The organism is Pseudomonas sp. 22082 (genome assembly GCF_052046055.1).
GTDB classification, from domain to species: domain Bacteria; phylum Pseudomonadota; class Gammaproteobacteria; order Pseudomonadales; family Pseudomonadaceae; genus Aquipseudomonas; species Aquipseudomonas pharyngis.
This window is the reverse complement of record NZ_JBQEQB010000001.1, coordinates 462,213-486,452: the sequence shown is the minus strand read 5'-3', so window position 1 is coordinate 486,452 and position 24,240 is coordinate 462,213. Positions and strand designations below refer to the sequence as shown.

23 protein-coding genes, 1 tRNA gene and 1 pseudogene are annotated in these 24,240 nt (G+C 58.5%); 14 read left to right on the top strand and 11 right to left on the bottom strand.

The features are described 5' to 3' along the window. Positions 1–102 precede the first annotated feature (102 nt). The 7 genes and pseudogenes from ACTJK9_RS02370 (at position 103) to ACTJK9_RS02340 (ending at position 5,308) form a co-directional block, all read left to right on the top strand. Positions 103–1,026: a LysR family transcriptional regulator gene (locus ACTJK9_RS02370; RefSeq protein ID WP_440811821.1), complete on the top strand. Its 924-nt coding sequence runs from the start codon at positions 103–105 to the stop codon at positions 1,024–1,026. Between the two features lie 91 nt (positions 1,027–1,117). Beyond that, a pseudogene (locus ACTJK9_RS02365) lies at positions 1,118–2,342 on the top strand (colicin E3/pyocin S6 family cytotoxin). Between the two features lie 7 nt (positions 2,343–2,349). Beyond that, a complete protein-coding gene (locus ACTJK9_RS02360; RefSeq protein WP_064595685.1) occupies positions 2,350–2,595 on the top strand; it encodes a colicin E3-like toxin immunity protein in 246 nt (81 codons plus the stop codon). Between the two features lie 143 nt (positions 2,596–2,738). After that, a complete protein-coding gene (gene solA, locus ACTJK9_RS02355; protein ID WP_440811819.1) occupies positions 2,739–3,914 on the top strand; it encodes an N-methyl-L-tryptophan oxidase in 1,176 nt (391 codons plus the stop codon). After that, positions 3,911–4,147, top strand: coding sequence for a hypothetical protein (locus ACTJK9_RS02350; protein ID WP_440811817.1), 237 nt, complete (start codon positions 3,911–3,913; stop codon positions 4,145–4,147). Before solA ends, ACTJK9_RS02350 begins: the two co-directional genes overlap by 4 nt. 103 nt (positions 4,148–4,250) lie before the next feature. Beyond that, positions 4,251–4,775, top strand: coding sequence for a hypothetical protein (locus ACTJK9_RS02345; protein ID WP_440811814.1), 525 nt, complete (start codon positions 4,251–4,253; stop codon positions 4,773–4,775). Then, positions 4,721–5,308, top strand: coding sequence for a hypothetical protein (locus ACTJK9_RS02340; protein ID WP_440811812.1), 588 nt, complete (start codon positions 4,721–4,723; stop codon positions 5,306–5,308). Before ACTJK9_RS02345 ends, ACTJK9_RS02340 begins: the two co-directional genes overlap by 55 nt. A gap of 40 nt (positions 5,309–5,348) precedes the next feature. Here the strand turns inward: ACTJK9_RS02340 and ACTJK9_RS02335 are convergent, their stop codons facing one another. Next, positions 5,349–5,780, bottom strand: coding sequence for a hypothetical protein (locus ACTJK9_RS02335; RefSeq protein WP_440811810.1), 432 nt, complete (start codon positions 5,778–5,780; stop codon positions 5,349–5,351). A 245-nt stretch (positions 5,781–6,025) separates the two neighbouring features. Continuing rightward, the gene (locus ACTJK9_RS02330) at positions 6,026–6,388 is read right to left on the bottom strand and encodes a DUF6124 family protein (RefSeq protein WP_440811808.1); all 363 of its coding nucleotides are present in this window, start codon (positions 6,386–6,388) and stop codon (positions 6,026–6,028) included. 528 nt (positions 6,389–6,916) lie between these two features. Between ACTJK9_RS02330 and ACTJK9_RS02325 the strand changes: the two genes are divergently transcribed. Continuing rightward, entirely contained in the window at positions 6,917–8,131 is a 1,215-nt protein-coding gene (locus ACTJK9_RS02325) for an aldose 1-epimerase family protein (protein ID WP_440811805.1), read from the top strand. A 13-nt stretch (positions 8,132–8,144) separates the two neighbouring features. Here ACTJK9_RS02325 and alaE read toward each other — a convergent pair whose 3' ends face one another. Together alaE and ACTJK9_RS02315 are read right to left on the bottom strand one after the other, a co-directional pair. Beyond that, positions 8,145–8,606, bottom strand: a complete 462-nt coding sequence (gene alaE, locus ACTJK9_RS02320; protein WP_440811803.1) for an L-alanine exporter AlaE — start codon at positions 8,604–8,606, stop codon at positions 8,145–8,147. A 20-nt stretch (positions 8,607–8,626) separates the two neighbouring features. Next, positions 8,627–9,550: a LysR family transcriptional regulator gene (locus ACTJK9_RS02315; RefSeq protein WP_440811801.1), complete on the bottom strand. Its 924-nt coding sequence runs from the start codon at positions 9,548–9,550 to the stop codon at positions 8,627–8,629. Positions 9,551–9,728: 178 nt separating this feature from the next. Between ACTJK9_RS02315 and ACTJK9_RS02310 the strand changes: the two genes are divergently transcribed. Both ACTJK9_RS02310 and gabP read left to right on the top strand, forming a co-directional pair. Beyond that, positions 9,729–10,376, top strand: coding sequence for a hydrolase (locus ACTJK9_RS02310; RefSeq protein WP_236190744.1), 648 nt, complete (start codon positions 9,729–9,731; stop codon positions 10,374–10,376). Positions 10,377–10,673: 297 nt separating this feature from the next. Beyond that, positions 10,674–12,080, top strand: a complete 1,407-nt coding sequence (gene gabP, locus ACTJK9_RS02305) for a GABA permease (RefSeq protein WP_440811798.1) — start codon at positions 10,674–10,676, stop codon at positions 12,078–12,080. A 59-nt stretch (positions 12,081–12,139) separates the two neighbouring features. Here gabP and ACTJK9_RS02300 read toward each other — a convergent pair whose 3' ends face one another. From ACTJK9_RS02300 to ACTJK9_RS02285, 4 genes are all read right to left on the bottom strand, one after another. Beyond that, the gene (locus ACTJK9_RS02300) at positions 12,140–12,712 is read right to left on the bottom strand and encodes an eCIS core domain-containing protein (protein ID WP_440811795.1); all 573 of its coding nucleotides are present in this window, start codon (positions 12,710–12,712) and stop codon (positions 12,140–12,142) included. A gap of 25 nt (positions 12,713–12,737) precedes the next feature. Beyond that, positions 12,738–13,172, bottom strand: a complete 435-nt coding sequence (locus ACTJK9_RS02295; protein WP_440811792.1) for a DUF6130 family protein — start codon at positions 13,170–13,172, stop codon at positions 12,738–12,740. Between the two features lie 134 nt (positions 13,173–13,306). After that, positions 13,307–13,813: a peptide-methionine (S)-S-oxide reductase MsrA gene (msrA, locus tag ACTJK9_RS02290; protein ID WP_011333723.1), complete on the bottom strand. Its 507-nt coding sequence runs from the start codon at positions 13,811–13,813 to the stop codon at positions 13,307–13,309. A gap of 600 nt (positions 13,814–14,413) precedes the next feature. Further along, positions 14,414–16,015 (bottom strand): sensor domain-containing diguanylate cyclase, encoded by a 1,602-nt coding sequence (locus ACTJK9_RS02285; protein ID WP_085611937.1) that lies wholly within the window; start codon positions 16,013–16,015, stop codon positions 14,414–14,416. Between the two features lie 219 nt (positions 16,016–16,234). Here ACTJK9_RS02285 and ycaC point away from each other — a divergent pair, with 219 nt between their 5' ends. Next, positions 16,235–16,867, top strand: coding sequence for an isochorismate family cysteine hydrolase YcaC (gene ycaC / locus ACTJK9_RS02280; RefSeq protein WP_440811788.1), 633 nt, complete (start codon positions 16,235–16,237; stop codon positions 16,865–16,867). An 88-nt stretch (positions 16,868–16,955) separates the two neighbouring features. Here the strand turns inward: ycaC and ACTJK9_RS02275 are convergent, their stop codons facing one another. Further along, the gene (locus ACTJK9_RS02275; protein WP_440811787.1) at positions 16,956–17,945 is read right to left on the bottom strand and encodes a zinc-dependent alcohol dehydrogenase family protein; all 990 of its coding nucleotides are present in this window, start codon (positions 17,943–17,945) and stop codon (positions 16,956–16,958) included. A gap of 126 nt (positions 17,946–18,071) precedes the next feature. Here ACTJK9_RS02275 and ACTJK9_RS02270 point away from each other — a divergent pair, with 126 nt between their 5' ends. The 3 genes from ACTJK9_RS02270 (at position 18,072) to ACTJK9_RS02260 (ending at position 21,436) form a co-directional block, all read left to right on the top strand. After that, positions 18,072–18,953 carry a LysR family transcriptional regulator gene (locus ACTJK9_RS02270; RefSeq protein WP_085611906.1) on the top strand — a complete coding sequence of 294 codons (882 nt, stop codon included), beginning with the start codon at positions 18,072–18,074 and terminating at the stop codon, positions 18,951–18,953. A gap of 107 nt (positions 18,954–19,060) precedes the next feature. Further along, positions 19,061–19,135, top strand: a tRNA-Arg gene (locus ACTJK9_RS02265). A 24-nt stretch (positions 19,136–19,159) separates the two neighbouring features. Beyond that, a complete protein-coding gene (locus tag ACTJK9_RS02260; RefSeq protein WP_085611905.1) occupies positions 19,160–21,436 on the top strand; it encodes a hypothetical protein in 2,277 nt (758 codons plus the stop codon). A 77-nt stretch (positions 21,437–21,513) separates the two neighbouring features. On the opposite strand, the gene ACTJK9_RS02255 is transcribed toward ACTJK9_RS02260, so the two are convergent. Next, positions 21,514–22,650: a sugar ABC transporter permease gene (locus tag ACTJK9_RS02255; protein ID WP_039771099.1), complete on the bottom strand. Its 1,137-nt coding sequence runs from the start codon at positions 22,648–22,650 to the stop codon at positions 21,514–21,516. Continuing rightward, the gene (gene xylG, locus ACTJK9_RS02250; protein WP_440811783.1) at positions 22,651–24,207 is read right to left on the bottom strand and encodes a D-xylose ABC transporter ATP-binding protein; all 1,557 of its coding nucleotides are present in this window, start codon (positions 24,205–24,207) and stop codon (positions 22,651–22,653) included. Positions 24,208–24,240 lie beyond the last annotated feature (33 nt).

Here is a 24,240-nt window from a genome sequence, read left to right as displayed (position 1 = left end):
TGTTGTTCTCTGAGGGTCGAATGCGCTCCAGCCTAGGGGCAGGGCGGCGATGTATCCAATGCATTGTTTACATCCGGATAATGCGTCGCTAGCATCGGGTGAATGGACCTTAAACGACTGTCACACCTTCTCGCGCTGGCCGATGAACGCCATTTCGGCCGCGCGGCCGAGCGCGTGCACCTCAGCCAGCCGGCCCTGAGCCGCAGCATTCAGGCGCTGGAGAGCGAAACCGGGCAGCGCCTGTTCGATCGCGACACCGGCGACGTCCGCCCGACGCCGGCGGGGGAGTTTCTGATCGAGCGGGCGCGGCGGCTGCTGTTCGATGCCCGGTCGCTGGAGCGGGACATGGCGCTCTACAGCGATCGCCAACTGGGCAGCCTGGCGTTTGGCGTCGGGCCGTTCCCGGCCGCGATGTTGATGCATCAGGTGGTGCCGCGACTGCGCCTGGATCACCCGGCAGTCACCCTGCGTGTCGAGGTGAACAACTGGCAGATTCTCGAAGCGCGGCTGCGCGCTGAAGCGATCGAATTCTTTGTTGCCGACATCCGCAACTTCACGGCGGAATCCGATCTGCTGATCCGTTCGCTGGGCCAGGTCTCGGCAGGCTTCTTCGTACGTCCGGAGCACCCGCTGGCCGGGCGCAAAGTGGCGATGGGCGAACTGGAAGGCTACGGCATCGCCACAACGCGCCTGCCGGAAGTGGTGAAACTCGAGACCGCCCGAACCCTCGGCATCTCCACCCGCCAGGCACTGCCCATCGTGCTGGAGTGTGATGATGTGGCGTTGCTCAAGACCGTTGCTGGTTCAACCGACACTATCCTTGGCGTCATCCATGGCGCCGTGGCCGAAGACATTCGGGTGGGGCGTTTGATTGAGCTTCATGTTGTCGACAGGCCGGGGTTTCATTCGGAAATTGGCGTGGTGAGTTTGCAGGGTAGAAGCCTGTCGCCGACGGCTCTGTGTGTGATCGAGGCGGTCGTTGCCGAGATGCAATCCATTCACGTCGAACAATCCCCACGTCTTTAGAGAGACGTCCTACAGCCACGATTTTCCTGCTTCGTTAACGTCGTGCAGCCCTTTGCGAGGGGCTGCCGATGCATGAACGAAAGGACAATCAGTGGCTGGTCAAAAGGACATTCCCCGGGTTCCCAACCCACCAGCGGGCGACGGGCATCACGTCACTTACCGCTACATGACGGCCACCGAACTGGCCGATCAGCAAGACCGACAAGACAAGTACGACGCCATGCTGGCGAGACAGGACGCCTTCGAGCGCAGCCGTGAGGTGGCGGCGAACAAGCCTGAGCCGGTGCGCGCGGGCTGCGTGTTTGCCAAGTCCTGCAAGCTGCCGGACGCGATCATCGATTACTCAAATCCGTCGGGGATGGTGCCGACCGACAGCCTGAAGGATTACGGCGAGCTGATATTGCTGGGTGGCCGGGAAGCCGATGACAGCGGTGGCGTCGCACTCAAGAAAATCAGCGGCACTGCCATTCCTGCGGGGCTGGGCACTTTCGCCCTTGCCGGTGAGGCGTTCAAGGCATTGCCCGCGATGGCCTCTGCTGCCGTCATCAGCCCGCTGCTCGGTTTGGTGGCGATGTTCATGCCCTCGAACCTGGGCGATAGCGCGCTCTATACCGAAGACCAGTTACTCGCCCTCAAACAGGCCCGAACCCGCGTTCGCCTGCAAGTCGAACAGCAGGCGGATGGCAGCCTCAAGGGTTACGGCTTCTACACCGGCAAGAACCGCGATTGGGAGATGGTCGATGTCGTGCAGTTCGCTGCACGTGGTAACCGGTTTATTGCAGATCTTGGCGAAGGTGTTGAGCTGGTTTGGACGCCAGCTGTAGACGGGGCCGACATCCTCGGTATTCCGGCGCTGGAGGCTGCTCCGCAAGCGCCGCATATTTGGGTGTACCCGCCGACGAAAGCGGCGGACGGGATTCTGGTGAGTCCGGTTTATCCGCCGGAGTATCGGGATTTCATTTTGGTGTTTCCGGTGGGGGTCGGGGGTAAAACCGTTATACGTTGTATTGAGCACAGCACGTAAAGGTTTGGCACCTGCAGGTCATAGCTACCATAAGCCGCCGACTACAGAGCAAATCACCGCATTTCCAGACCTGAAAAAAGCTAAAGACAAAAATCCGGTTCAGGGTGGAGGAGGACTTCGCAAGCGTTGGACAGATGCCAAAGGAAAGAAAATTTACGAATGGGACTCAAGGCATGGAGAGCTAGAAATGTACCGAAGCGATGGAACTCACCTGGGAGCCTTCGATCCCTTCACAGGTGAGCAACGCGAAGGGCCTATAAAAGAAAGAAGCATCAAAAAAAGATATCTGTGAGGAAGAGATGGGACTGGAACTGAGACTGGAGTGGTACGACACAGCAACCCTGGAATTCCAGGGCGAGGAGACGTCAGAAGATCTGGGGGATGATGAATCAGTATTGAATGCCTTAGGCATTCCAGTAGAGGGCAACATCAATAATGGCAGCTTCAACGTCGTCGAGAAGTGGGTCGTGACTATTCAGCCGTACTTTCAGCATCGGATCGCTCTGAGTACCAACGACTATCAAATTTCGTTTGATTACAGTTAGTACCGACAGACGGCTGATTGACAGTAAATGGGACACCCATTAGCTCGCTTCCCGCATTTTTGCCTGGGCGCGGCGTTCAACGGATTGTTTTCCATCGCCTGATCCGCTTCACTGTGGCTCTTTTGTCTGAGCGGAAATCAATCATGGAACGATGCGAAGCACTGGTCATCGGCCTCGGCGCCATGGGCGCGGCCACGGTGTATCAACTGGCGAAAGCCGGGGTCAACGTGGTCGGCATCGACCGCCACCATCCGCCGCACGCGTTCGGCTCCAGCCATGGCGATACCCGCATCACCCGGCTGTCCGTGGGCGAGGGCGCGCAATACGTGCCCATCGTGCGCAACTCCCACCGCATCTGGCGCGAGCTGGAGGCGCTGTCGGGCGAGTCCCTGTTCGAACAGACCGGCCTGCTGGTGCTGACCTCGAGCCCCGACTTCGATCCCGCCGACGAAACCGACTTCACCCTGCGCACCATCGCCCTGGCACAGACCTACGGCATCGAACACGAAGTCCTCGACGCTGCCCAGATCCGCCAGCGCTTCCCGCAGTTTGCCCAGGTGCGCGACGACGCCATTGGCTACTTCGAACCCGAGGGCGGTTTCGTAAGGCCCGAACGCTGCATCGACGTACAACTGAGATTGGCCGAACAACACGGCGCCACGCTGTACAAGGGCGAGACCGTGACCCACATCAACTCGGACGAACAGGGCGTCAGCGTCACCACCGACCAGCGCACCGTGCGGGCGAACAAACTGGTGGTCACCGCCGGCAACTGGGCGGGCGGCTTGCTCGGCGCACCGTTCGACAAACTGCTCAGCGTCTATCGGCAAAAACTGTTCTGGTTCGAAACCGAGCCTGACGCGGAACTGGTCGGCCACTCACCCACGTTCATCTTCACTCACGGACCCGACGACGACTTCTATGGCTTTCCCGCGTTGCCGGGGGAGGGCAGTTTGAAGGTGGCGACGGCGCAGTATCACAGCGCATCCACGCCTGAAACTCTGGATCGCACAATCTCGGCCGAGGAAGAACGCGAGATGTACGAGCAGCAGGTGAAGGGGCGGATCGCCGGGCTGACGGATCGGGTGGTGAAGTCAGCGGTTTGCGCCTACACCGTTACGCCGGATCGACATTTCATCATTGATGAGCATCCACGGTTGCAACACACGTTGGTGGTTTCGGCGTGCTCCGGGCACGGGTTCAAACACTCGGCGGCGCTGGGGGAGGCGTTTGCGCAGTGGTGTTTGCGGGGGGAGAGTGAGCTGGATCTTTCGTTGTTTTCGGTGGGGCGGTTTGAGCGGGAGTGCCAATCTCTATGAATCATGAACTTTGGCAGGAATCCGATGGCTGTCAGACTTTTTGTCTGGCCGGTCCTCGTGGAGATGGTGCACGTGCACTGATGGATCCGGGGGCGACACTGGTGTGGGAGGTCGAGGCAGAAAGTCATTTTGAAGCGATGACCCAATACTATGCGCACATGCAGTGGGGTGAGTATGTGACGGACTTTCCCGAACAGGACAAGATGTCCTACAGAGAGTTGGGGTGGGAATGATCCGCCAATCAAAGGTATCGAGCACGCCCTCCGGACGTCATAAAGAGGGCGGATATCAGGCTATTCCGGGAGCCTGGATTGCGAATAAATAGGGAACTGCCCAGTGCTTAACCGCTATACCGCCTCCCGAGAGAGGATGGCGAATGACTTGAGAAATGCGCAGCTGCTGCAGGGGCAGCGACTTGCTGAGTTATTGCATGACCAATATTACTTCAACGAGGAAAAATGCCTGTCTGACGTAGGGGCGTTGCTCTGGCGGTGTAGCGAACATCAGAAAGTTGCGATGTACCTGCTGAGCGATGGGGAAAGTGTGGGAGCTGATGAGTCCGATCTGGAACCTCCCACATCCTTCGCGCTTGATGCAGTGAGCTTTTGCTCGTGGCGTAGGGAAAATCTGCTTCGCAACAGGTCAGCTCTCTTCCTCGAAGGCAAAATCATTACAGCGGTTCAAGGTGTTGTCGATAAAGGGGCGGGCGGAGAGGTTTGGCTTGTCGGCTTTCAAGTTGCCTTTGAGACTGGCGACTACCTGATCTACCTGAATCAAGGTGACGATGCAGTCGTTCTGATTAACGAATGGCCCAAGAGTTTGGAGGGCATCGAAACCTGTTTGGTGACCTCGCTGGAATGAGCATTTTGTTCAATGGCAGCGTGGGCGAAAATAGATGCGTCCCCATTTTTTTATTAGGTTTTTCCATGTTTAACAGAAGCGATTTTGATCAACTCTCCGGGAAAGAAGTGACTTACTGGAGCGCGCGCGATGATTGCCGCGGTCTCTATTACGTCACCTATCCAGCATTCGCCTTTCAATGCCCCTACTCTCAAGAGACGATTCGCATAGCCCGCGCGCCCAAACAACAAGGCGAGAACGGATTGAAATTCTGGCTCCATGCCGAATGTGTAGATTGGCATCCAGAAAGAGAAAGCTACTTCCTGGGCTACGTTTCTGACGCCAAGTTTGAGGAAATTTCGGAAACTGTTTTCAATCAGATGGTCGCGGATCAGGCACGGGATTTGATCGCTCCCCTCAAACAACCGCTGCATGAGCCGAACGGTTTCATCGGAGCGTTGTTGATGTATTCAATGAAGACGGAGTTCACTGTTTCACTGTTCGCGGAGTATAAAGATGAGTACATCCATTTTTATTGGGACACGATATCATGAGCGGTAATCAAGGGCCGAAAGCGGATTAAGTCGAACCGGTTCACCACCAAGATGGCGCATGCGGTGAAACCTTGAAATCAAGAGCTTCCAGGCCCACGAGCAGAGAACTGTCCTTAATCAAAATAATCCCTTCGTGCAATATAATGCTTGCGTCCCACTCAAACTTTTCGGGGTGGTAAATGCACAGGCTGTCGCACTCGCTAATAAAATGGCTTTCATTAATGGTGATGGTTTTAATTAAGTCATCGGTCATTCGAATTCGCTGAGTGCATCTGCTGGCAATTTTGTTTGGATAAGTTGTGACCGGCAAAGCATTGGCTGTGGTGGGTGAATCGGCGTAGAAGCCAATTATGCTATCGGCGTTCGATTCTGGGTAAAGCCAAATTACTAGTTCAAGTCGCATTTTATTAGAAAGTTTAGAAAGCAATAGCATTTGCCGGTTAAAGCTTTTCTCTGTGATGTAAAGAGTCACTTCTGCTTTCCCTGTCACTTTCGGCGCCCCCTGATTTACCCATGTGTCGAGCGTAGACCGTAATTTCAACATCTGTTTTGTGAGGAATAGAGTTATTTCTGATTTCTGGGGTAGATCTGTACGATGGAAAGCACCCGCCGGCGAACATACGTTCATGACCGATAGCTGCCATTTACTGTGGCAGCTTCGGCTGACATCGTTTTCTCAGACCCCCTACTAATCAGTCATGACAGAGGGGTCGGCTTTCAGCTCTTCACCTCGACATGATCCAACGCCTGATTCACCGCCAACTCACTCAACATCACCAACTGCGCAATCCCGATCGCAGTCTTGCGATGGGCAGGCTCCAGAGTCGCCGCAAAGTTATTGAGCATTTCGCTGGCGGACCCCAATGATTCGCTGGCGTTAGCCAGGAGGGATTCGGTGTCGTACGCCGGGTTGGCTATGTACATGGGGTCGTGTTTGTGATGGCTGCCCATGATCCGTTGCTGCGGTGTGAGGTAGTGATCGAGCGCGCGTTCTGCCGCTTCGTTGAGCGTTCGGGAATCGGGAAATTTGTAGGGAGAAACCGGATCGGTTTCGGGAGGGTTCGGTGTTGGTTTGAACATAGATGAATCTCCAGCACTTATTAAAGGGGAGTCATCCACTCTCGCTACCAAACGAGGGGTGGCGACCATACGCAGGTTGGTAGACCGGAGCACTGGAACCGGCGCTTCCGAAGAAGCCCTGAGCATGGCCACCATAAATCCAGTCGCATGAATGCAACTGCATGAGGTGACGCAATGCGTCAGCGCTGCGGGCTACCAAACCCGATCACTGTTTTTCAGTGACCCGGAAACGATAAAACCCGCACCCCAGACGCACAAGCCGGCGGATTCTGGCGTAGTCGTAGGCAATGACGCAAGACGCTGTAGCCGTGGGGAAGTAATGCCGGGCGTTTCTAAACATCATTCGAAAAACGCTTAAACAAGTCCCTCGCCATGTCGCTCGGCGGGACAACGAGATCCCATCGATTTCAATTTTCCTGTCCGTACCCATTCTTTCTCGGCATCTACCAACACGCGTCGCTTTTTAAGCTTGATGAAACGTTTCAGCAGGTTTATAAAAACGGCACAACTCCAAGAAAGGCCACTCCCATGACCCCGCTTAAACTCGTTGTTGCCCTCAGCGCACTGTCCGCTGCCTCCCACGCCATGGCCTGGGATTACGTTCTGCTCGACACCGATAAAGCTGCTCAAAACTGGCAGATCACCAGCCAGCAACTCGGCGTGAAAACCGACAAACCCTTCAGCGTCAGCCTGCGCACCTTGCATGGCGGGCGGCAGGAAGGCGTCAGCATCGTCGACATCGATAACGGCACGATGAAACTCTCGGTGGTGCCGACGCGAGGAATGAACATCTTGCAGGCCTCGGTCGGCAATGTGCGTATGGGCTGGGATTCGCCGGTCAAGGAGGTGGTCAATCCGTCCTTCATCGAACTCAATGGCCGCGGTGGTCTGGGCTGGCTGGAGGGCTTCAACGAGCTGGTGACCCGCTGCGGATACGAATGGGTCGGCCACCCCGGCGTCGACAACGGCGAACTGCTGACCCTGCATGGTCGGGCCGCCAACATTCCGGCGAACAAAGTCACCTTGCACATCGATGAAACGCCACCATACGCCATCACCCTGCGCGGTGAGCTGAAAGAGCAGGCGTTCAAGAAAGTCGACTTCTCCGTCGCCACCGAACTGGTCACCGAGCCCGGCAGCGTCGTGTTCGCGCTTAACGACACCCTGACCAACAACGGTGACTATCCGAAGGAATACCAGGCGCTGTACCACAGCAACTTCAGCACCCCGTTCCTGGAGCAGGGCGCTCGTTTCGCCGCGCCGGTGAAACAAGTGTCGCCGTTCAACGACAAGGCCAAGGGTGATTTGGCTGAATGGCAAACCTACCGCGCACCGACCAAGGACTACGACGAAACGGTTTACAACGTGGTGCCGTATGCCGATGCCAAGGGCGATACGTTGACCGTGTTGCATAACAAGGCTGGCAGCCTTGGCGTTTCGGTTGGCTTCAATACGCAGACATTGCCGGTGTTTTCCCTGTGGAAGAACACCGATACCCAAGGTCAGGGTTATGTCACCGGGCTGGAGCCGGGGACGAGTTTTTCCTACAACCGCCGTTATCAGCGTCCACTGAACCTGGTACCCACAATCGGGCCGAAGGAACACAAAAACTTCCGCATCAGCTACAGCTTGTTGGCGGATAAGGCGGCCGTGGACAAGGCCTTGAAGCAGGTGAGCGACATTCAGGGCGGGCGGGAGACCGAGGTGCGACAGGCGCCGTTGGTTGATCTGACCAAGGGCTGAAGCCGGCGGTCGCTCAACTGTTCAGCGACATCGGCTTGTCGCCACCCGGAGGCAAGCCGAATACCTTGCGCACCCTGTTGAGAAATGCGCCGTAGGGTCGCCCCAGCGCCAGCATCATCAATGCCGCACCGAGCGTTCCGCGAATCAACTCACCTCCCGATGCCCCACTGGAGGCAATGATCGCTGCATAGAGGGGGACCTGGAAACTGACTAGGGCGAAGCTGTCCCACAGCAACCTGGAAACCCGACGCGGACTGGCTCGCTTCATCACCCAGTCCCGCCACAGGCCGTAAGGCCTTGCGACTGGCACCATCAATACGGCGCCCACAAGGCGCGCATGAAGAACCTGATCCCACGTCATGCCGGCAATGAATCGTTCATTGATGATGTCGGTGGTTGTGAAGAACAGGATCAGCGCCGTTGTGTCTGCGAGAAACGCAGTTCGACGCATTGACTGTTGCGGGCGTTGCAGCAAATCACATCTCCTGTGTGGGTTCAGGTAGGCGTCAGCGCATCCTCCTGATGTGACAGCGGCTGCACCGCCAGGTGCGGAGATTCGCCGAAGAACTCGATCAGCAGCTCGGTGAGCACGCGTATTTTCCGGGCAGGATGCGGACCCGGCGGGCGGAGAATGTAGGCGCCGGCCTGGGGTGGGGGATGGTTTGTCATGATCTGCATCAGTGCGCCCGATGCCAAGTGCTCGTGGGTGAGGCAGTCGGGCAGGTAGGCGACGCCGAGGCCTGCGATGGCAGCGGCGACGAGGGCGGTGCCGTTGTCGGCCTTGAAGCGTCCTTGTGGACGAACCGTGACGGTCTTGTCGCCGTCCATGAATTGCCAGGCTTCGGTGCCCTGCATGAGCGCCTCATGGTTGACCAAATCGTCCGGTTTCTCAGGGGCGCCGTGGGCCTTGATGTAGTCCGCGCTCGCGACGAGCTTGGTGAAGACCGGGCCAATACGCCTTGCGATCAGATTGGAGTCCTTCAGATAACCCACTCGAATGGCGCAATCGTAGCCTTCGGTGATGAGGTCAACGAAGCGATCACTGTAGCAAGTCTGCATATGCAGCTGAGGGTGACGGCGCGCCATTTCCGCCAGCACCGGCGCGAAGTGAGTCGGGCCGAACGACAGCGGGACGGCCACGCGCAGTCGGCCGCGGAGCGCGCCGGCGGGCAGGATGGTTTCCTTGGCGACGTTGATCTCGGTGCAGACTCTGGCGGCGTAGTCCCGGAAGATCGCGCCGGCCTCCGTGAGTGCCGATCCGCGCGTTGAGCGTGCCAGCAGTTGCACACCCAGTTCGGTTTCAAGGCGGGCCAGGCGGCGACTGACGATCGACTTCGATACGCCAAGACGCAGTGCAGCCTGCGAAATGCCCTCGGCGTCAGCCACTTCCACGAAGGTCTGTAGTTCTTCGATATCCATGCTTGCGTTCCCCGTTGTGCGACACAGCACATCGCGTGATGCTACTACTGCCTCGAACATGGGAACAGCACAATGGATTTTCCAGGCACCTCAGGCTTTTCGCCTTTCCTGGAATTGCTTTTCCGCACGGGCTTCGGCCCTTTCACCAACGTGCGTCACCCATAAAAAGGATTTGCCCATGGCAAGCGAAACGCTCCGCAACGCCCAGACCGATCAGTTGCTGACCCCGGAAAACTCGGCGTTGATCATCATCGATTATCAGCCTGTTCAGGTTTCCTCGATCCGCTCGATGCCGCGTGACGAACTCGTCTTCAACATCACCAGCGTCGCCAGGGCGGCGGTCAACTACGACCTTCCGATCATCCACTCGACTGTCAATGTCGCGACCGGCCGCAACAAGCCGCCGATTCAGGAGCTGCAACAGGTGCTCGGTCACCTGCCGACCTATGACCGCACCTCGATCAACAGTTGGGAGGACACGGAATTCAAACAGGCGGTCAAGGCGCTTGGACGCAAGAAACTCATCATGACTGCACTCTGGACCGAAGCCTGTCTGACTTTCCCGGTGCTCGACGCCATTCAGGAAGGTTATGAGGTGTATGTGCCGGTCGATGCGGTTGGCGGCACATCGCTCGCCGCACACGAGGCGGCGTTGCGCAGAATGGAGCAGGCGGGCGCAAAGCTCATCAGCCGCGTGCAGATGTACTGCGAACTGCAGCGCGACTGGGCGCGAGCAGTGACCGTGCCGGGCTTTATGGGCGTGTTCGAGAACTTCGACGGGTTTAATGCTGAAAAGGCTCTGGAAGAGGCAGGCAACAAGGCCTGATGAGCGGCAATTGATGAAGGTGGCACCTCGCGAAAGCGGGTGCTGCCTTTGTTTTTTGCGCGAGGTCGACTCATGTCGAAATCAGACTCGTCCATGCCGCTCCCAGGCTATTTGCGATCAACGCCGGGCACGTAAGGTGACGCATCATTTCATCGCCCTGCGTCGTCGTCCGACCGATTTGTAACGCTGCAGCGCTTGAGGTGCGCCGCTCTGGAGCAGGGCAAGAGGAAGAAATGATGATCGCCTGACACGTCGTCAGTACGCCCAAACGTCGATCACCAGAGAACAACAAAAACAATGAATAGCCTGAACTCGAAGGACTCGAACGGTCAGTTGGCGCAGGGCTTCAAGCCGCGTCATGTCACCATGCTTTCCATTGCCGGCATCATCGGTGCGGGGCTGTTTGTCGGCTCCGGCCACGCCATTGCCGCCGCCGGCCCGGCCGTCTTGCTCGCTTATCTGTTTTCCGGCCTGCTGGTTGTGCTGGTCATGCGCATGCTCGGTGAAATGGCCGTGGCCCATCCGGACACGGGATCGTTTTCCACCTACGCCGATCAGGCCATCGGCCGTTGGGCGGGGTTCACCATTGGTTGGTTGTATTGGTGGTTCTGGGTGCTGGTCATTCCGATCGAAGCGCTGGCCGCCGGGCATGTCTTGAATCAGTGGTTTCCCCAGGTCGATGCGTGGTTGTTCGCGTTGTTGTCGATCATTTTGCTGGTGGTGACCAACCTGTTCAGCGTGTCCAAGTACGGTGAGTTCGAGTTCTGGTTTGCGATGGCCAAGGTGGTGGCGATCATCGGGTTCATCGGTCTGGGTTTTGCGGTGTTGATGGGCTGGATTCCCGAACGTGAGGCCAGCGGGTTGAGCCGCTTGATGGAAGAGCACGGCGGGTTTGCGCCCAATGGTTTGTCGGCGGTGGTTGGCGCCTTCATCACCATCATGTTCAGTTTTATCGGGACGGAGGCGGTGACCATCGCGGCCGCCGAATCGAGCAACCCGGCGCAGAACATCGCCAAGGCCACGCGCTCGGTGATCTGGCGCATCGGCGTGTTTTATCTGCTGTCGATTTTCGTGGTGATTTCCGTGGTGCCCTGGAACGATCCGCTGCTGGCGTCCGTCGGTTCTTACCAGCGCGCGCTGGAGTTGATGAACGTTCCCAACGCCAAATTCCTGGTCGATGTGGTCGTGCTGATCGCAGTGGCCAGCTGCATGAATTCCTCGATCTACATTTCTTCGCGGATGCTGTTCTCGCTGGGCCGACGCGGCGATGCTCCGCAACCGCTGAAGGTGACCTCCGCGGCGGGCGTGCCGAGGGCGGCGGTGATCGCCAGCACCGTGATCGGCGCCGGGGTGACGCTGTTCAGCTATTTCATGCCGGCCGGGTTGTTTCAGTTTCTGCTCGCCAGTTCCGGCGCGATTGCGTTGCTGGTGTATCTGGTGATCGCGATTTCGCAATTGCGCATGCGCCGGATGTTGCGTCGGCAGAACGTCGAGCTGACGTTTCGCATGTGGCTGTTTCCATGGCTGACGTGGCTGGTAATCGCGTTCATCTGCGCCGCGCTGGCGGTGATGATGGTGACGCCCGAGCATCGTCTGGAAGTGACGTCCACTATCGGCCTGGCGCTGGCGATTTCCTTTATCGGGCTGGTGACCACGCGGCAGCATGGGCAGGCGAGGGCGACGGTTTCGGCGGGCGAGGCCTAGGTTTTTTCTGGTGCTTTAACGGTGGGGCTGGCCCCGGCATGGACGCAGGGGATGTCCGATCACCGGGCTTCGGCTCGCAGCCAACGTCTGACTTCGCCCTGTATCGCATAGGCCGGAGCCTCGACCGCATTGAAATCCTGCGTATACCGCTGAGCAAACCCTTCGACTCCCCATTGCTGAAACTGCTGCACATGCTTCAGTTCGTGCGCCGAGAGCGCCACGTTCTGCTCTGCGGTCTCAGCGTCGCGGAACAGAATGATGTCGATCAGCGTCACCGCGCCGACATCCGGGTTTTGCAGAATGGCCGTGGCGGCGTTGTATTGGCCGTCATTGGTGACTTTGTAGTGCACGGCATCGAGGACGCCGGGGTCGTACCAGCGCAGCAGTTGCTCCCGGATGTGCGGGGGAATCGGTTTGATCTCGGTGCTGGCGGCTTCGGCGCGGGCTTGGGTCAATCCCATCGCCAGAGCGGGTACCGCGATCAGGAACAGGTCTTCAGACAGACGCCCCGGGTCCGGCAGGCAAATGCAGCTGTCGAGACACAATTGTTTTTCGCCGGCGGGGCATGGGGCAGCCTGGGCCGGCGTTACAAGGGCAAGCCAGATGACGAAGCTGATGAGCGTGGAGGGCATGGGCGCTATTCGATGTATGGCCTCTTCAGGGCGTTTTCTCGGGAACGACAAAATCCACTGTCGCACGGGTGAGAATCCGGTGAGTCGGGTCCGCCACTTCAAGCAGAACCTTGTGTGTGCCCGGTGTCAGCCCCACCAGGATGATCGGATCTTCACTGGTGTGCGCCCAGGTGCCTTTCCAGTCGTCGACCGTGACATGCAGGTGACCGAGACGAGGTGACACATCCGCTGCCGTTTTGCCAAACACCGGCATGATCCGGGCGTGTTCGGTTCGGTACTGGATGATGACAACGCCGCGCGCGAGCGGCTCGGGGAGCGGCGGGTAGGCGATGAGTTGCGGCGCCGATTCGGATGGCAGGGGAAGGATGGCTGGCGGCTGAAGCGGATCTGCGCCTTGAGCCTGCGCTGCCATGCAGACAAGAGTCAGCAGGACGAGCAGGTTTCGGGGAACGAGGGGCATGGTGTTCTACTCCCGCGTGATGTCCTTCAAGGCTAGATCAAGCTGGGAGGTTGTCTACGTATTACATGTCTGGCGAAGAAAGGGATCAGGCACAACGCGACGAACACCGCGTTGCGCACCGACCCCGCTGCACCTCAACCGCGTTTCGGCAGCTTCCAGTTCGGGCGAATGAAGTGGCAGGTGTAGCCATTCGGAATGCGCTCGAGGTAATCCTGATGCTCCGGCTCCGCTTCCCAGAACGGGCCCGCCGGTTCGATCTCGGTAACCACACGACCTGGCCACAGGCCCGATGCGTCGACGTCGGCAGCGGTGTCTTCGGCGATATCGCGTTGCTGCTCGTTCAGGTAATAGATCGCCGAACGATAGCTCGGACCGAGGTCGTTGCCCTGGCGGTTGGGCGTGCTCGGATCGTGAATCTGGAAGAAGAACTCAAGGATCTGCCGATAGCTGATCACGGCGGGGTCGAAGACGATTTCGATGGCCTCGGCGTGGTTGCCATGATTGCGGTAAGTGGCGTTCGGCACATCGCCGCCGGTGTAACCGACCCGCGTCTGCAGCACGCCGGGGTAGCGGCGCAACAAATCCTGCATGCCCCAGAAGCAGCCGCCGGCGAGAATCGCAGTTTCGGTTTGAGTAGTCATGGCATGTCCTTCCTCTCGAATGGGTCGCAGATGTTCCTTGATATGAGGGAGTGTGGGCCGATTCCAAGGTTGAGTCGGTAAATAAATCATGAAGCGCGGGCTTTCGGAATTCTCCTGCTTTTGCTTCGCGTCACTGTCTTTGGAGCGCCCGGCGCGGGGCGCGCCAATATTGAAGCGAAAAAAAACCGCCAATCAGGCGGTTTTTTCAAAGCGGGATTCAGGTTCTGCCACCGGCGAGCCAACCATCAGGCTCCATTTCTTTGCCACACGTTGCGGCTACTTTCAAAAAATGCCGCTGACTAGCGGAAACCCTGATGGGCAAACCGGGCTCTTCGGCACGAAGTCTGGAAGCAAGCGCTGGTTGAGCTTTTGGCTTCTTGTGTTTCATGGACACCTCTCGTGTCTTCGTTGCTTGAATCGATCTTATGGGTGGTCTAGTGGAAAGACGCCTTTTCTTCGCATCGTCTGTGTTCTGTCCGGATCAGGCAGCAGACGGTATCGAAGGCGAGGGTGCCCACGTAATCAGGCGTGAGGGACGGCTGCTGTAGGACGCTGCTTATGTACTTGAAGGACGCTGGAATTGGCGGGTGGTAGTTGCTCTCAGCGATCCGTCCGCGGCATCGCCGCAATCGGCTGGATTTGCCGGGATGCCTGCGCCGAGCACCAGCGATTCCGCCCTTGCTGCTTGGCCTGATACAGACAAGTATCGGCGGATTTGAGCAAAGTAACCGGGGTCACCGCATCGTCAACCGGATAGCGGGTGGTGATCCCCGCACTCGCAGTGACATACCCCAGCGGATGCCCGGCATGTTCAAGCTCCAGCGAGCGAATGGTCTGCAGAATGTCTTCAGCCACCTGAATCGCCCCGGCGTTGTCGGTGTTGGGCAGCAGCACGGTGAACTCTTCGCCGCCGTAGCGCACGGCCAGGTCGGAAGGCCGCTTGACCGCTTTGCGGATGCCGTCGCCGACCGCGATCAGGCAGTCGTCGCCGGCAGCGTGACCGTACTGGTCGTTGTAGCGCTTGAAGTAGTCGACATCGAGCATGATCAACGACAGCGGCGAACCCTGACGCCGGGCCAGGCGAATCTCGTCCGTCAGCGCCGCGTCCAGACGACGGCGATTGCCGAGGCCTGTGAGGCTGTCGGTCAGCGCCATGTCGCGCATGGTCTTGTGCGCGGAGCGGATCTCCCGTTCCATCGCCATCCGCTGACGCAACTGGCTCAGAACGATGAGCCCGAAACAGGCCAGGACCAGAATCAGGAACACCAGCACGAAGCCGTTTTTCAGCAGGTCCTGGCGCCACGGCGCGATGATGGAGTCACGGGACAAACCGGCCTCGACCACCAGCGGGTAGGTGGTCAGGGCGCGATAGCCGTAAAGGCGTTCGGTGTCGTCGACCACCGCCCGGATCTGGACAATGCCCTGGTTGGCGTTGGGCAGGTAAGTCTTGAAGATCTCGCTGTTCGCCAGGCTTTTGCCGACCACGGAGGCAATGAACGGCCGGCGCACGAGGATCGTGCCGTCGCGCATCGCCAGCACCAGCGCGCCTTTGTCATCGATGCGGAAGTCACCGTAGTAGTCGACGAAATAGCTGACCTTGACTGTCCCGAGCAACACGCCGGCGAACGAGCCGTCGGGGTTGTTCAAACGCCGCGAGATCGGAATGATCAGGTCGTGGGTGGAACGGCTTTCCACCACCTGACCGATGCGCACGTGCCGGTCTTCATGGGTGCGGTGGTACTGGAAATAATCGCGGTCGGCGTTGTTGGCGGTTTCGGGCGTGACCTCCTTGTCGGTCACGATCCACTGGCCGTCCGGGCCGTAGATGAACAGGCCATGCAGCTGCGGCATGATTTTCGACTGCTGGATGAGCAGCTTGTGAATCCGTGCCACATCCAGGTTCTGCAGCCCATCGCCTTCAACCCGCTCGGCCAGCCCGGCGGTCAGCACATCGACCTGGCGGATGGTGTCCTCGGCGTGTTGCGCCGTGGCACGGGCAAGGTTGGTCACCGAATCGCGCGCAGAGGCAAACACCGAACGGTAATCGCGCCACGTCCTCCAGCTCTCGACGGTCAAAAAAGCCACGACCACCATCAGCATGAAACTGACGGTCAGGCGAAAGGTCGAGCCGGCCTTCACGCCTTGGCGAGGCGCGCGCGGTGTTTCATCTGGGGTGGGCGCTTGCGTGTTGCGTCCGGGCATCAACATTCCCTGGCTGTCGTTGTGAGCGAGTGAACAGTATGACAAGGATCGGGGGGAAGGTCGGGCTGGCTGTGTGATCTGCTCGGCAGTTTGAACGAATTGTCCGTTTTGAGTTGACGGTGAAACGCTTTTCAGACGATTTATCGCTTTCAGGCGAGTCAGTAATCTGTGCCCATCTTGAACGCAAACGAACTTCCACAACTAAAAAGGGATTCACACATGAGCACTCCAACCTACAACCGCCTGAACAAAGACGACGCCGTAGTTCTGCTGGTCGACCACCAGACCGGCCTGATTTCTCTGGTTCAGGATTTCTCGCCAAACGAGTTCAAGAACAACGTGCTGGCGCTGGCCGATCTGGCCAAATTCTTCGATTTGCCGACCATCCTCACCACCAGTTTTGAACAAGGCCCGAACGGCCCGCTGGTGCCGGAACTCAAGGAAATGTTCCCGGACGCGCCATACATCGCCCGTCCAGGCCAGATCAACGCCTGGGACAACGAAGACTTCGTCAAGGCGATCAAGGCCACCGGCCGCAAGCAGATCATCATTGCCGGTGTCGTGACCGATGTGTGCGTAGCGTTCCCGACCCTGTCGGCGCTGGCGGAAGGGTTTGACGTGTTCGTGGTGACCGACGCCTCCGGCACCTTCAACACCACCGTGCAACAAGCCGCATGGAATCGCATGACCCAGGCCGGCGCGCAGATGATGAACTGGTTCTCGGTGGCCTGCGAATTGCACCGCGACTGGCGCAACGACATCGAAGGCCTGGGCAACCTGCTGTCCCAGCGCATTCCGAACTACCGCAACTTGATGAACGGCTATGCCGCACTGACGGCGCATCAGAAATAACCGGATGCCGGATAGACGAAAGCCTGCTTTTTTCAAAGCAGGCTTTCGTCGTTTCTACCGCAAAGAGAAGAGCAGGGGACTCGTCACCTCAAACCGTGACGACAATCTTCCCGACCTGCTGATTGGCCTCAAGAAAGCGATGCGCTTCCTGAATGTCATCCAGGGCGAATGTCCTGGCAATGATCGGTTGCAGCGCACCTGACGCCAGCCCGTCGCCGATGAAAGTCTTGGCGCGTGCCAGGGTGGCCGGGTCGGAGACGACCTCCGAGTAGAGGTAACCCTTGAGGGTCAGGCATTTGCCCAGCACGGTGAACAGCGGGAACGGCGTCGGCTCAGGGCTCAATGCGCCGTACTCCAGCAGGATGCCGCCGCGCGCCATGCTTTGGGTCAGCGGTTCGAACGACGGGCCGCCCACCGGATCGAACACCACCCGCGCGCCTTTGCCGTCGGTCAGCGCCATGACGGCTGCAACCATGTCTTCTTCATCGCTGACGATCACGTGCGCGGCGCCGGTGTCGAGCAAAGCCTGTTTCTTGGCGCGGGTGCGGGTGACGGCAATCGAGGTGGCGCCGACCATTTTCGCGATCTGGAAAGCTGCCAGGCCGACGCTGCTGGAGGCGGCGGTGACGATCACGAAATCGTCCTTTTGCAATCTGGCCTGTTCGACCAGCGCACCCCACGCGGTGACGTATTGCATCCAGGCCGCCGCCGCTTGTTCAAACGACAGGTTTTGCGGGTGTTTGACGGTGAGGTGGGCGGGCACGTTGGCCAGTTCGCCGTAAGTACCCCAGCGCGCGATGTCCAGCGGCGGAATCAGGCTGACGGCATCACCGATGTTGAATTCACTGACGTTGGCGCCAACCGCCACCACCACTCCGGCAGCCTCGTAGCCGAGTCGACTGGGAAACTCCGCTTCCTGCAGATAAGCGTGGTTGCGGAACATCACTTCGGCGCGATTCAGGCCAAAGGCTTTGACCTCGATCTGCACTTCGTCCGCAGCGGGGGACGGGACGTCGACGTTTTCCAGTTTCAGGACGCTCGCGTCACCGTATTCATGAATCCTGACAATGCGTGCCATCTGTACTTCCTCGGTTATCGATGAAATTGCACCGACGTGATCCGGTGCCATGGACGCCAATTTAGGCTTTGGCCTGCTCCGGATAAAGGCCTAGGATGGCGCAACACTAGAAACAATGAGTTTCCAATGGATCGCCTCACACTCATGGCCACTTTCGTCAAAGCGGTGGAGCTGGGTTCCTTCAGCGCGGTGGCGGACGAACTCAACCTGTCCCCGCAAATGGTCGGCAAGCAAGTGAAAATGCTCGAGCAGCATCTGGGCGTTTCGCTGCTCAACCGCACCACCCGCAAGCAGAGCCTCACGGATTTCGGCCGCACGTTCTATCAGCGGGCGAAACTGATTCTGGCCGACATGGACGCCGCTGAAGAAATGGCCGCCGTGACCCGGGGCGTGCCCAGTGGCCGGTTGCGGATCAATGCGCCCGTCACGTTCGGCGTCAGTTCGCTGTCGCCGAAGCTGCTTGAGTACATGGTTCGTTATCCGCAAGTGTCGGTGGACCTGACGCTGTCGAATGAACTGGTCGACCTGGTGGACGGCGGATACGACGCGGTGTTCCGCATCGGCGAACTCGCCGACTGTGGCCTGAAGGCACTGCCCCTGATGCCCTATCAAATGGTGCTGTGCGCAGCGCCGTCCTACCTTGCACGCCGCCCACCCATCACCACGCCTTGGGATCTTCAGGAACATGAATGCCTGGCGTTCGCCTATTCCGACGGCCGCTCACACCTGCGATTCGAAGGTCCGGAAGGCTGTATCGACGTGCCGATTAAAAGCCGATTGACGATTAATCAGGGCGATCCGTTACTGTCCGGGGCGGTTGCGGGGCTGGGGGTGGTGATGCTGCCGCTGGAACTGGTCAAGGATTCGCTGCGAAGCGGCACGCTGGTGACTCTACTGCCGCAGTACAGGGTGCCGGTTTCGCCGATGAATCTGTTGTATGCGCCGGATCGGCGGCTGACACCCAAACTGAGGAGCTTTATCGATTTTGTGCGCGTAGCGTTTGGATAAGCGCTGCATTGAGTGATGAAGGCTTAACGATCAGAGATTTGTCGCAACAAAATCCCTGAATCCGTGCTTCACATACTTTCGCGACTCATCGACAATGCGCGCTCTGTTCCGGGGTAGTTCAGCGGTAGAACACTCGGCTCCTAACCGGGTGGGCGCTGGTTCGAATCCAGCCCCCGGACCCACTACATAGTAGGTCACAAGGAAGTATGTCCAGGCCTGAGGATGAATCGGGTGCGCTCGGCGGAATAAACGCCGGTTATGCGCACTTTCAACTGTCTCGCGCGCTCACTGCACGCGACAACGACGCCAGTCCGAAAGCACTTGCCCGGATCGAACGCTGGCAAAAGGTTCTCGAAAACCTGATGCATGGCCGTGCACTGTATGGCTCGCGAACACCGTTTGCCGACCTGCCAGAATGGATCACGCTGGAAGTGGCCACTGGCGGCTTTGCAACGGGCAACCTTCTGGCCGGTGGCGAGCTGACCGCTCATGAGCGCCTGTTGGCGTCATCGATTCCCGGCATTAGAGCGGGTTACGAACGACTCGATTTGAATAGGTGGCATCTTTCAGACGAAGGCGTCAGAACGCTGCAAGAGCGATTGACGAACGAAGACTATCGGATCGATGTACCGGAAGAGGCCGCGTTGCTGACAGTGGCCTGGTTTCTGGGGCAGCAACGCGTCGAAGAAGCCAGGACGTTGATCGAGCAGATCGCGCCTTTCTTCGAACGAGTGCGTTTCTTTCCCGCGGCAGCCAACGAGCGCCCGCTCTCGATGGCTGAAGTTGAAGTTTTCAATGCTGGCCAAATCAGCCTGCGCCTGTCCGTTCTCTCACCCCAGCCTCGTCTTGCCGTTCAAAAGCATGTTGTTGAACGCAGGTTGCCTCTCTACGACGCGGCGGTCTCGCTATTCCTGCTGACGTACAACGATGGTTGGCCTTGCCGGCATTACCCTGAAGGGTGGTTCGAGCGTGCTTCGGTGCTTGGTAAAGAGTTTGATAACGCCACTGAAGCTGATCCCCGTCGTACGGATAATTCCAGTGATCGAGTGACGGAGTTGCTGGCATTGCTCAAGCAATGCTCTATCGATCCTGCATCGCTAACGGGGCGCCAGGTTGGGCGAATTCGCAGAATCGTCGATGACTTTGTAGCCAAGCATGGACACCCTGAGTCCGAAGATCATTCCAGCAAGCGCGCACAGCAGCGTCATCACGTATCAGCTTCGGCACACCATCTGATTGCCAAGGCTGCTTCCGTGCGACTGGCGAGATATCCAGTCTCGGAAGGCATCTCTGATTTCGCCCCGTTACTGACGCCCATTACCGACGAAGAGGCTAAGGCTTACTCGTTGAAGGTGGGAGAGACCATTCCTCCTTCGATTCGTCGACGCCTCGAACGTTGCCGAAAGGGAACGGTTGCAGAGTTGATTGAACATAGGGTCATTACATCCGCAGATACAGTGGCAAAAGTGCTGCCGGCGATGACGGCGCAAATCTGTAGCGCCGGATATCGAGACGTAGCATTGCGGGCATTGTCTGTCGCTACCTATCGTGCGTTCAGGCGTCGACGCTCTCTATTGCTGCTGAACATGCAGCGTCAGGTGAAAATCGATGACTTGCCTTGGGTGAAAGCCTTGGAAACCGAATACGAGGCGGGTGCTCTTGCGGTTGAAGGTGCCAGGCAGGCTTTGGTCGAAGCGTCCGCGTTGACCCTTACCGCATTTCCTCAGGCCATTCTGCCCAACAAGTTGCTTCAGGAATTTTCTTCGCTTGCCGAATCGGCCAAGCTGGATCTTCCCTTCGTAGAGGAAATCGCGGCTGATATTTTCATGGGCGCTTTCTCCGGCAAGTTCGTAAAGGCTGCCAAGCGTTCAGTCCGGTTGATGGACGGGTCTCTTTACGCACGCTATTACGATATCGATATGGATGAGTTGGCTGCACTACCCAAGCAGCGGGATTCACGAAACAACAGTGGTGTGCTGGCTGGTTTGTGCGCGCGGCGGGCGAATGCCGACATCGGTAGATGGAGTCCAGCGAACAACGGCACGATCATCGAACAGCAACAAATATTGACCACGCAAAATCTGGCAATCCTGTTTGATGATCTGGACCTGAAGACGCTGTTACATGATCGTTTGGGCTCAATGGCCGAGGCATGTTTCAAATGGATATGCAGTCGGCAGCAGATGCAGATCAAGCTCTACCACGCGCGTCTGGTCATGTTGAAGAACACAGCGTATGCGTGGCGCCAGATGATGTTTTACCTGTCGATGCTGGATCAGTCCCGGCTGGAAACTGTGCTTGGAAACATTGAAGTGCATTTCGAGGCTCAACCCAGCGCATTTCAGGGGCGATTTCTTCCCGCCATGATCGGGTTGCGCATGGCGGTATCTGGGTGTCGGTTGACTTCGGCTCACCAAGAGCGTGAGGGAAGTAAGGTTTTTCTCGGGTGGACCACTGAACGGCACTGGCTGATGCCTTCCTAGATATCGGAAAGCTCCAGGCGTAACGAAAAGCCTGCCTTCAAAAGCAGGCTTTTTGCATTCTCAGAGATGCCTTCATTTCAACGCCGCCCAGTCCGCGTACTCACATCCACCCAGACAGCCAACACCAGAATGCTGCCCTTGACGATCATCTGCCAGTAGCTGTCGACGTCGAGCATGGACATGCCGTTGTCCAGGCTGGTGATGACCAGCGCACCGAGGAGGGCGCCGTAGACTGTGCCGGAACCGCCGCGCATCGAGGTGCCGCCGATGAAGCAGGCGGCGATGGCGTCGAGTTCGCCCATGCTGCCGGCCGAGGGTGAGCCGGCGGCCAGGCGCGCAGTGTTGACCACGCCGGCGAGGGCGCACATCACGCCCATGATCCCGAAGATCCACAGCTTCACGGCCTGCACATTGATCCCCGACAGGCGCGTCGCTTCCATGTTGCTGCCCACCGAATACACGCGTCGGCCAAACACGGTCTGGCTGGTCACGTAACTGAAGCCGCCCAGCAGGATCAGCAAAAGCAGGACCGGCACGGGAATGCCGTCATAGCTGTTGAGGGTCTGGACGAAACCGGCCAGCACCGCGCCGATCAGCAACACGCGTGCCACGTCACGCACCAATGAATGCGCTGCCAGACCGTGAAGGGCGCGATTGCGCCGTTGTTTCCAGGTCAGGAACAACGTCAGTGCGAACAGCAGGACGCCCAGACCTGCGCCAACCGCATGTGGCAGATAACCCTGGCCGATGTAGACGAGTTCCGGCGACACCGGCGCAATGGTCGTGCCGCCGGTTATTCCCAGCAAAATCCCCCGAAAAGCCAGCATGCCCCCCAGCCCCACGATGAACGACGGAATGCGCAGGTAGGCCGCCATGTAGCCGTTGGCGAGGCCGATCAGCAATCCGCACACCACCACAAGACTGAGATTCGCCAGCAGCGGTATGTGATAGACAACATCGAGAATGGCTGCCACGCCACCGAGCAGGCCCAGCAATGAGCCGACCGACAGATCGATCTCGCCGCTGATGATCACCAGCACCATGCCGCAGGCGAGAATCCCGGTAATCGACATCTGGCGCAGCAGGTTGGAGAGGTTGCGTGGTGTCAGGAATCCGCCCTCGGTCTGCCAGCTGAAGAACAGCCAGATCAACGCCACGGCAAACACCAGTGCGAGCATCTTGTAGCGGGTGAAAAGTTGTTTGACCTGATTCATTTACGCGGATTTCCGATCTTTATTGTTATGGCTGTCAGGCTGGCTGAGTGCGGCGGCGAGCACCTGTTCCTGGGTGAGTTCATGGTTGATGAAGTCACCCCGCTGTTGACCTTCGCCTATTACCAGGACGCGGTCGGAAACGCCGAGCACTTCGGCCAGCTCCGAAGACACCATGATGATCGACACGCCTTCGGCGGCCAGCATCCCCATCAACTTGTAGATCTCGTACTTGGCGCCGACGTCCACCCCTCGGGTCGGCTCGTCGAGAATCAGCACCCGGGGCCGGGTCAGCAGCATCTTCGCCAACACGGCTTTTTGTTGATTGCCCCCGGACAGGCTGGTGATCGGCAGGAACGGGCTCGCGGTCTTGAGGTGCAGGCGGGAAATTTCCCGATCGATGCTGCCCAGTTCGGCTTCGGCGTCGATGCGGGTCAGTTTCGAGAAACTGTCCAGCACGGCCAGGGTGATGTTCTGGCCGACACCCAGGTCGGGAATGATCCCCTGACGCTTGCGGTCCTCGGGCACCAGGCACACGCCGGCGCGGATTGATTTGAACGGCGTGCAGGTGTCGATGAGTTGGCCGTCCAGCCAGACTTCGCCTTCGTGGCGACCGGGGTAGGCGCCGAACAGCGCGGTCACCAGCTCCGTGCGGCCGGCACCGACCAGCCCGGCGATGCCGAGGATTTCCCCGCGTTTGAGGCTGAAGGAAACGTCGTCGACCCGTTTGCGTTTGGGGTTGTCGACGTCGTAGCAGGTGATGTGGCGTGCCTCGAAAATCACCTCGCCGATGTCGTGGGGTTCGGTGGGGTAGAGGTTGCTCATTTCCCGGCCGACCATCTGGGTGATGATCTGTGGAATATCCATGTTTTCCATGGCAGTCGTGGCGATGTGTTGACCGTCGCGGATCACCGAAATGGTGTCACACACGGCGGCCACTTCATCGAGCTTGTGGGAGATGTAGACGCAGGCGACGCCCTTGGCCTTGAGGTCGCGGATGATGTCCAGCAACACCTCGATTTCCGAACGGGTCAGGGCCGAAGACGGCTCGTCGAGGATCAGCAGGCGTGCCTGCTTGTTCAGGGCCTTGGCGATTTCCACCAGTTGCTGATAACCGCCGCCGTACTGCGAAACCGGCAGCGAAACGTTCATGTCCGGCACTTTCAGTTCACGCATCAGGGCTTCGGCGCGGTGGATCATCGCCGGATAATTCATCCGCCCACCCGGCAGCGTCAGCTCATGGCCCATGAAAATGTTTTCGGCCACCGAGAGGTCGGGAACCAGCGTCAGTTCCTGGTGAATGATGACGATGCCGGCGGCTTCCGTTTCGCTGATCGATTGCGCCTTGAGCGGCTGACCGTCCCAGAGGATTTCACCGTCCCAGGTGCCATGGGGATAAACCGCAGACAGGATTTTCATCAGCGTGGACTTGCCGGCGCCATTCTCGCCGCACAGCCCGACGCACTCACCCGGCCGGACCTTGAGGTCGATGCCATTGAGCGCTTTGACACCGCCGAAGGTTTTGACGATGCCGTTCATTTGCAGCAGGTAGTCGGACATGGCAGAGGCTCATAAGCGGCAGATACGGGGCTC

Coding starts and splice junctions, on each gene's coding strand:
- ACTJK9_RS02360 (WP_064595685.1), top strand. CDS start 2,350: ATGGGACTGGAACTGAGACTGGAGTGGTACGACACAGCAACCCTGGAA.
- ACTJK9_RS02325 (WP_440811805.1), top strand. CDS start 6,917: ATGACCCCGCTTAAACTCGTTGTTGCCCTCAGCGCACTGTCCGCTGCC.
- ACTJK9_RS02260 (WP_085611905.1), top strand. CDS start 19,160: ATGTCCAGGCCTGAGGATGAATCGGGTGCGCTCGGCGGAATAAACGCC.
- ACTJK9_RS02310 (WP_236190744.1), top strand. CDS start 9,729: ATGGCAAGCGAAACGCTCCGCAACGCCCAGACCGATCAGTTGCTGACC.
- ACTJK9_RS02295 (WP_440811792.1), bottom strand. CDS start 13,172: ATGCCCCTCGTTCCCCGAAACCTGCTCGTCCTGCTGACTCTTGTCTGC.
- msrA (WP_011333723.1), bottom strand. CDS start 13,813: ATGACTACTCAAACCGAAACTGCGATTCTCGCCGGCGGCTGCTTCTGG.
- ACTJK9_RS02330 (WP_440811808.1), bottom strand. CDS start 6,388: ATGTTCAAACCAACACCGAACCCTCCCGAAACCGATCCGGTTTCTCCC.
- solA (WP_440811819.1), top strand. CDS start 2,739: ATGGAACGATGCGAAGCACTGGTCATCGGCCTCGGCGCCATGGGCGCG.
- ACTJK9_RS02300 (WP_440811795.1), bottom strand. CDS start 12,712: ATGCCCTCCACGCTCATCAGCTTCGTCATCTGGCTTGCCCTTGTAACG.
- ACTJK9_RS02370 (WP_440811821.1), top strand. CDS start 103: ATGGACCTTAAACGACTGTCACACCTTCTCGCGCTGGCCGATGAACGC.
- ACTJK9_RS02255 (WP_039771099.1), bottom strand. CDS start 22,650: ATGAATCAGGTCAAACAACTTTTCACCCGCTACAAGATGCTCGCACTG.
- ACTJK9_RS02270 (WP_085611906.1), top strand. CDS start 18,072: ATGGATCGCCTCACACTCATGGCCACTTTCGTCAAAGCGGTGGAGCTG.
- ACTJK9_RS02340 (WP_440811812.1), top strand. CDS start 4,721: ATGGCCCAAGAGTTTGGAGGGCATCGAAACCTGTTTGGTGACCTCGCT.
- ACTJK9_RS02350 (WP_440811817.1), top strand. CDS start 3,911: ATGAATCATGAACTTTGGCAGGAATCCGATGGCTGTCAGACTTTTTGT.
- ACTJK9_RS02285 (WP_085611937.1), bottom strand. CDS start 16,015: ATGCCCGGACGCAACACGCAAGCGCCCACCCCAGATGAAACACCGCGC.
- ACTJK9_RS02275 (WP_440811787.1), bottom strand. CDS start 17,945: ATGGCACGCATTGTCAGGATTCATGAATACGGTGACGCGAGCGTCCTG.
- xylG (WP_440811783.1), bottom strand. CDS start 24,207: ATGTCCGACTACCTGCTGCAAATGAACGGCATCGTCAAAACCTTCGGC.
- ACTJK9_RS02315 (WP_440811801.1), bottom strand. CDS start 9,550: ATGGATATCGAAGAACTACAGACCTTCGTGGAAGTGGCTGACGCCGAG.
- ycaC (WP_440811788.1), top strand. CDS start 16,235: ATGAGCACTCCAACCTACAACCGCCTGAACAAAGACGACGCCGTAGTT.
- gabP (WP_440811798.1), top strand. CDS start 10,674: ATGAATAGCCTGAACTCGAAGGACTCGAACGGTCAGTTGGCGCAGGGC.